Source organism: Mycobacterium sp. (assembly GCF_036488105.1).
Classification (GTDB): Bacteria; Actinomycetota; Actinomycetes; order Mycobacteriales; family Mycobacteriaceae; genus Mycobacterium.
In genome coordinates this window covers 1-7416 of sequence record NZ_DASXHW010000137.1, presented here as the reverse complement: position 1 = coordinate 7416, position 7416 = coordinate 1, and the positions used below count along the sequence as shown (strand labels likewise).

Sequence of the window (7416 nt, the reverse complement as noted above, 5' to 3'; positions counted from 1 at the left end):
CCGGACTTAGGCGAAGTCGAACTTTTCCAGCAGAGCCTTGCGCTGACGGTCGCCGAGGCCGCGCAGACGGCGCGTCGGGGCGATCTCCAGCTCGGTCATGATTTCCTGCGCCTTGACCTTGCCCACCTTCGGCAACGCCTCGAGCAACGCGGAAACCTTCATCTTGCCCAAGACCTCGTTGGTCTCGGCATCCTTGAGCACCTGCTGGAGATTGGTGCCGCCGCGCTTCAGCCGGTCTTTGAGTTCGGCTCGCGCTCGGCGTGCGGCGGCAGCCTTCTGCAACGCTGCCGCGCGCTGCTCGTCGGTCAACTGGGGAAGGGCCACGATTCCTCCGTATTAATGATCAACAGCTATCAATCTTTGTTTGCCTTGGCTAGGTAGTCCAGCCAGCGGTGACGACCGTACCCACGCCTGCAGACGAAATCTAACCCGCCCCCCTGGTTGAAGCTACAAAAACGCAGCTTGTGGCATCGAGAGGGTGCCGTCCGGGAGGCTCCGGAAGGAGACCTTCGACGGCGTCGTCGCTGCTACCGTTCTGCCGGTTTCGCGACTGTTAAATGTGCCCTACCAGGCCTTTTGCCGAGTGCACCGCTCTCGAGCAGCCGTCGGAATATCGTGGTCCGACCGCCTCGAAACCGCCCGAAAAACCGAATTTGCGCCGGTTAGGAATATCGCGGCGTGTCGCGCGTGTCGCCGCGAACAGCACATCCGGCCAGAAAGTGAACGACGCCGTGTCGTAGCCCCGCCAACTGCGGTGGTGAACGGCTCAGCCGGCCAGATACGCGACCGCGTCGCGCATCCGTTCCCCGGCTTTGCGCACCGCTGCAACGTCCGGCCCGGCCCGCAGCACGTCGCGCGAGACCGCGGGCAGCAGCTGCCCCGGAGCGGCCCCGCCCAGGCCGCTCAGCGCGTCGGCCCGACCACCCTGGAAGCCGACACCGGGGACCAGCACCGGTCCGCCGAGTTGGCTGACGTCGGGCACCTCGGTCAGCGTGGCGCCGAGCACGACGCCCACCGAACCGGGGCCGGCGCCCATCGCATGGTTGGCCGCTGCGGCCTGGTCGATGATCAACTGGGCCACCGGACGGCCGCCGGCGTCGGCGCGCTGGACGCTCGCGCCCTCTGGATTGGACGTCGCCGCCAGCACGAACACCCCCCGGTTGTGTGCCGCAGCGCTGTCCAGCAGCGGCTGCAGCGAGCCGAAACCCAGATACGGCGAAGCGGTTACGGCGTCGGCAGCCAGCGGCGAGTCACCCGTCCAGGCCACCGCATAGGCCGCCATCGTCGAGCCGATGTCCCCGCGCTTGGCGTCGGCCAGCACCAGCACACCGGCGTCGCGCAACGCGGCGATCGTCCGCTCCAGCACCGCATACCCTGCGGCGCCGTAGCTTTCGAAAAATGCGACCTGAGGTTTGACGACGGCGAAGTCGGCATAGGCCGCCACGCAGATCTCGCAGAACGCCGCAAGGCCGCCCACGCTGACCGGCAGATCCCATGCCCGCAAGAGTTCGGGATGCGGGTCGATGCCCAGACACAGTGGCCCGCGGCGGGATATCGCGTCGGCCAGCCGGGCGCCGAACCCGGGCATCGCTATTGGCCGCCGTTGTTCAGCGCGCTGTGCAGCTCTTGCAGCGAGCGGACCCCGATGTCGCCGCGAATTCCGGCTTCGATGCCCTGGACGGCTGCGGAGGCCCCCTGGACCGTCGTGACGCAAGGAATGTTCACTCCGACTGCGGCCGAGCGGATCTCGTAACCGTCGATGCGTGGGCCCGAATTTCCGTAGGGCGTGTTGAACACCATGTCGACCTCGCCGGCCCGAATCGCATCGACAGCCGACATCGAAGGACGGCCCGGCTGCGCTTCTTCGAAGTGTTTGCGAACCTCTTCGCACGGAATACCGTTGCGGCGCAGCATCTCTGCGGTGCCTTCGGTGGCCAGTACCCGGAAGCCGAGATCAGCCAACCGCTTCACCGGAAACACCAGCGATCGCTTGTCCCGGTTGGCAACCGACACGAACACCGTCCCCGAGGTCGGCAGCGATCCGTAGGCCGCGGTCTGGCTTTTGGCGAATGCGCTGCCGAAATCGCGGTCGATGCCCATCACCTCGCCGGTCGATTTCATCTCCGGGCCCAGCAAGGAGTCCACGCCCGAACCGTCGACGCGACGGAACCGGTGAAACGGCAGCACAGCTTCCTTGACGGCGATCGGCGCGTTCGGCGCGGCGTTGCCACCGTCGCCGGTCGCTGCTAGTAGTCCTTCGCTACGGAGCTGAGAGATCTTGGCGCCCAGCATGATCCGGGCGCACGCCTTGGCCAGCGGTATGGCGGTGGCCTTGGAGACGAATGGCACGGTGCGACTGGCGCGCGGGTTGGCCTCCAGCACGTAGAGCACGTCGTCTTTCAACGCGTACTGCACATTGAGCAGCCCGATCACGCCGATACCGTGTGCGATCGCTTCGGTCGCTGTGCGCACCTTCTCGATGTCACTGCGGCCCAGGGTCACCGGAGGCAGTGCACACGCCGAGTCGCCGGAGTGAATCCCGGCCTCCTCGATGTGCTCCATGATGCCGCCGATGTAGACCTCGTCGCCGTCGCAGAGTGCGTCGACGTCGATCTCGATCGCGTCCTCCAGGAACCGGTCCACCAGTACCGGATGTTCGGGCGACAGCTCGGTGGCACGGGCGATGTAGCCCTGCAGCGTTTCGTCGTCGTAGACGATCTCCATGCCGCGCCCGCCGAGCACGTACGACGGCCGAACCAGCACCGGATAGCCGATGTCCGCGGCGATCCGCCGGGCTTGCGCGAACGTCGTCGCCATCCCGTAGCGGGGAGCCGGCAGGCCCGCCGCCGACAGCAGGTCACCGAACGCGCCGCGGTCCTCGGCCAGGTCGATGGCTTCCGGCGGGGTGCCGACGATCGGCACACCTTCGTCGGCTAGCCGCTGCGCCAGCCCCAGCGGGGTTTGGCCGCCGAGCTGCACGATGACTCCCACCACGCCCGGGCCACCGGCGCCGGATTGCTCCTCGGCGTGGAAGACCTCCAGGACATCCTCGAACGTCAGCGGCTCGAAGTAGAGCCGGTCGGCAGTGTCGTAGTCGGTGGACACCGTCTCGGGGTTGCAGTTGACCATGACGGTCTCAAAACCCGCCTGCGACAGCGTCGTTGCGGCATGCACGCAGCTGTAGTCGAATTCGATACCCTGCCCGATCCGGTTGGGTCCCGAACCCAGGATCAGCACCTTGGGCCGTTCGGTCTGCGGAGCTACCTCGCTCTCGGCCGCGGGGTCGAGCTCGTAGCTGCTGTAGTGGTAGGGCGTCTTCGCCTCGAACTCCGCGGCACAGGTGTCCACGGTCTTGTACACCGGGTGGATGCCGAGCCGCCGCCGCAGCGATCGCACCCCGTCCTCGCCGGCCAATTCCGGTCGCAGCGCTGCGATCTGGCGGTCCGACAACCCGCTGTGCTTACACCTGCGCAGCAGGTCGGCGTCGAGCACGGCGGCGTCGCTGACTTCTTGCCGGAGCACCAACAGCTCGGCGATCTGCGCGACGAACCACGGGTCGATGCCGGAGGCTTCGGCAACCCGGTCCACCGATGCGCCCAGGCGCAGCGCTAGCTCGACGTCGTAGAGCCGACCCTCGGTGGGTGTCCGCAGCCGTTCCAGCGCGTCATCGGCGGTGCCGTCGGTGTCCGGCGCCGTCCAGAAGCCGGCGCGGCTGGTCTCCAGCGACCGCATCACCTTGCCGAGCGCCTCGACGAAGTTGCGGCCCAACGACATTGCCTCACCGACCGATTTCATGGTGGTGGTCAGCGTGGGGTCGGCGCCGGGGAATTTCTCGAACGCGAACCGCGGCGCCTTGACTACCACGTAGTCCAGGGTGGGTTCGAAGCAGGCCGGGGTTTCCTTGGTGATGTCGTTGAGGATCTCGTCGAGGGTGTAGCCGACGGCCAGTTTCGCGGCGATCTTGGCGATCGGGAAGCCGGTGGCCTTGGAGGCCAACGCACTTGACCGCGACACCCGCGGGTTCATCTCGATGACGATCAGCCGGCCGTCGCGCGGGTCGACCGCGAACTGGATGTTGCAGCCGCCGGTGTCGACGCCGACCTCGCGCAGGATCGCGATGCCCAGATCCCGCATCCGCTGGTATTCCCGGTCGGTCAGCGTCATCGCCGGTGCCACCGTCACCGAGTCGCCGGTGTGCACGCCCATCGGGTCGACGTTTTCGATCGAGCACACCACCACGACGTTGTCCTTGCCGTCGCGCATCAGCTCGAGCTCGAATTCCTTCCAGCCGTAGATCGATTCCTCGATCAGCACGTTGGCGCTCGGGGATGCGGCCAATCCCGCGCCGGCCATCCGGTCGACTTCTTCTGCGGTGTGCGCCAGGCCCGAGCCCAGACCGCCCATGGTGAACGACGGCCGCACCACCACCGGCAGGCCGAGCTCACCGACGGTCTCCCGGACTTCGTCGATGGTGAAACACACCCGGCTGCGGGCTGATTCGCCGCCGACCTTGGCGACGATATCCTTGAACATCTGCCGGTCCTCGCCGCGCTGGATGGCGTCGAAGTCGGCGCCGATCAGTTCGACGCCGTGGCGCTCCAGCGCGCCGTTCTGGTACAACGCGACGGCGGTGTTCAGCGCGGTCTGACCGCCCAGCGTGGCCAGCAGCGCGTCGATCTTGTTGCCCCGCTCGGCCTGCTGGGCGATGACCTTCTCCACGAAAGCGGCAGTGATCGGCTCGACGTAGGTGTGGTCGGCGTATTCGGGGTCGGTCATGATGGTGGCCGGGTTGGAGTTGACCAGGGTGACCTGGAGGCCTTCGGCACGCAGTACGCGGCAGGCCTGGGTGCCCGAGTAGTCGAATTCGCAGGCCTGTCCGATCACGATCGGCCCGGACCCGATCACCAGAACGTGCTTGAGGTCAGTCCGTCGTGGCATTACCCGCTCTCCCTCGTCATAAGGTCGACGAATTGGTCGAACAAGTACTCCGCGTCGTGCGGTCCGGCCGCGGCCTCCGGGTGGTATTGCACCGAAAAGGCCCGCCCGTCAACGAGTTTGACGCCTTCCACCACACCGTCGTTGGCGCAGGTGTGACTGACCACCCCCGCCCCGAACGGCGTGTCGAAACGCTGACCCGCCTCACCCTCCAGCGCGAAGCCGTGGTTCTGCGCGGTGACAGCGACCCGTCCGGTCGCGTGGTCCATCACCGGGATGTTGATGCCCCGGTGGCCGAACACCATCTTGTAGGTGGACAGGCCCAGCGCGCGCCCGAGAATCTGGTTGCCGAAACAGATGCCGAACAACGGGATACCGGCGCTCAGGACTTCGCGGGTCACCTCGACGATGTCGTCGGCGGTGGCCGGGTCCCCGGGCCCGTTGGACAGGAACACACCGTCGGGCTTCAGCTCGGCAATTTGCTCGAAGGTCACCGACGAGGGCAACACGCGGGTGCGCACTCCTCGCCGGGCGAAGTTACGCGGGGTGTTGGTCTTGATACCCAGATCGATGGCAGCCACCGTGAACCGATGCGACCCTTCGGGTTCCACGACGTAGGTGTCGGTCGTACTGACCTGACCGGCCAAGTCGGCACCCAGCATCGGCTGTTGGCCGCGCACCCGTTCGGCCAGCTCCTCGGGCTCCGCGAGCGATGCACCGGAGAAGACACCGGCCTTCATCGAGCCGCGGCTGCGCAGATGTCGCACCAACGCCCGGGTGTCGATGTCGGCGATGCCGACGATGTGCTGGCGGACCAGTTCGTCTTCCAGGGTTCCGGTGGCCCGCCAGCTCGAGACCCGCGGCGAGGGATCGCGCACCGCGTAGCCGGCCACCCAGATCTTGTCGCCACGGCTTTCGCCGTCCTCGCCGTTCCACCCGGTGTTGCCGATCTGCGGGGCGGTGGCCACCACGATCTGCCGGTGATAGCTCGGGTCGGTCAACGTCTCCTGGTACCCGGACATGCCGGTGGAAAAGACTGCCTCGCCCAGGGTTTGGCCGATCGCACCGAACGTCGCCCCGGTAAATGTTCGGCCGTCATCGAGGACCAGCATGGCCTTGCCGCGCCGCTGTTGTGTGCCGCTCATCGGGTGCTCTCCGTCAGCCATCGGTCGTACTCGCTGCGGTCGTTGCCGCGAAAGCCGAGATCGATCTCGGTGCCCGAAGGCAACCGCCACCGGATCGCCAGAATCCCGTCGTGAGAGCCCGCGCTCGCGTTGCCGTCGCGCGCCCGCCGCGAACTCAGCGCGGCAGGAACGACTTTGCCGACCATGCCACGCTCGGTGCGGATGGTCGTAATCGATTCCTGCGGAATCCAGATCGGGCCGGCGCCGCTGCGCTCCACCAAGATTCCCTCCGGGTAGCGGGTCAGCACCGCCTTGCTCCGGTAACCCAGATCGCCCGCCACGACCCGGTCGTGCCAGCTGGGCGCCAGCGTGCAGCCGACGTACATCCCGCGGGTCGGCGCGACGATCGGCGACCCGACCATCTCCGGCATCGGTGGCAGCGTGCCGATCAGCTCGGCCTGCCGTCGCGCACGCTTCCGCCAGCCGCGCATCATCAGCTGAATGATGAACGCGATCAACAGCGCCAGCACCCCGGCCACGATCAGCGAAGTAACCAGCGTTGCCGAGTTCATGCGGGGCACTTTCCGTCGCGGGCGGTGATCTTGCCGCGCAGCAGGGTTGCCGTCACAGTGGCCGGCAGCGTCATCGTCTCGTAGGGGGTATTGGCAGACCGGCTGGCCATGTCGGCACCGGACACCGACCAGGTGGCATCCGGGTCCACGACGGTCAGATTGGCCGGCTCCCCGATTTCCAGCGGCCGACCGTGGTCAGGCAGTCCGACGATGCGGGCCGGGTTCTCGCTCATCACCCGCGCGACACCGCGCCAGGTCAGCAGACCGGGAATGACCATCGCCTGGACCACCGCCGACAGCGCGGTCTGCAGACCCAGCATCCCCGGCAGCGCGGCGGCGAACTCGACGCACTTCTCGTGTTCGGCATGCGGTGCGTGATCGGTGGCCACGCAGTCGATCACCCCGTCGGCCAGTGCCTGGCGCAGCGCCACGGCGTCGGCCGTTTCACGCAGCGGCGGGTTGACCCGGTTCACGCCGTCGTAGCTGGCCAGCCGGTTGTCATCGAGCAGCAGGTGATGCGGCGTCACCTCGGCGGTAATCGAAATACCTTGCGATTTAGCCCATTTGACGATCTCGACGGTGCCTGCGGTGGAGGCGTGGCAGATGTGCACCCGTGCGCCGGCGTCGCGGGCCAGCAAGGCGTCGCGGGCTACGATCGACTCTTCGGCGGCCCTCGGCCAGCCGGACAGTCCCAGCCGGGCGGCGTTGGGGCCTTCGTGGGCGACCGCGCCGACGGTCAGCCGCGGCTCCTCGGCGTGCTGGGCGATCAGCACGCCCAGACCGGT

The 7416-nt window shown here is 67.3% G+C and carries 6 protein-coding genes; all 6 read right to left on the bottom strand.

Annotated features, from left to right (window positions below; all coding sequences use genetic code 11):
- Nucleotides 1-6: 6 nt before the first annotated feature.
- Nucleotides 7-324 (bottom strand): integration host factor, actinobacterial type, encoded by a 318-nt coding sequence (mihF, locus tag VGH54_RS07155; RefSeq protein ID WP_331511240.1) that lies wholly within the window; start codon nt 322-324, stop codon nt 7-9.
- Nucleotides 325-766: 442 nt separating this feature from the next.
- Nucleotides 767-1588, bottom strand: coding sequence for an orotidine-5'-phosphate decarboxylase (gene pyrF / locus VGH54_RS07150; RefSeq protein WP_331511239.1), 822 nt, complete (start codon nt 1586-1588; stop codon nt 767-769).
- Nucleotides 1589-1590: 2 nt separating this feature from the next.
- The gene (carB, locus tag VGH54_RS07145; RefSeq protein WP_331511237.1) at nt 1591-4938 is read right to left on the bottom strand and encodes a carbamoyl-phosphate synthase large subunit; all 3348 of its coding nucleotides are present in this window, start codon (nt 4936-4938) and stop codon (nt 1591-1593) included.
- Nucleotides 4938-6080, bottom strand: a complete 1143-nt coding sequence (gene carA / locus VGH54_RS07140) for a glutamine-hydrolyzing carbamoyl-phosphate synthase small subunit (protein ID WP_331511236.1) — start codon at nt 6078-6080, stop codon at nt 4938-4940. The genes carB and carA overlap by 1 nt, the downstream gene beginning before the upstream one ends.
- On the bottom strand, nt 6077-6631 hold the full coding sequence (locus VGH54_RS07135; RefSeq protein WP_331511235.1) for a transporter: 555 nt from the start codon (nt 6629-6631) through the stop codon (nt 6077-6079). The genes carA and VGH54_RS07135 overlap by 4 nt, the downstream gene beginning before the upstream one ends.
- On the bottom strand, nt 6628-7416 hold a 789-nt coding region (locus VGH54_RS07130), incomplete at its 5' end, for a dihydroorotase (RefSeq protein WP_331511234.1). The genes VGH54_RS07135 and VGH54_RS07130, both read right to left, overlap by 4 nt.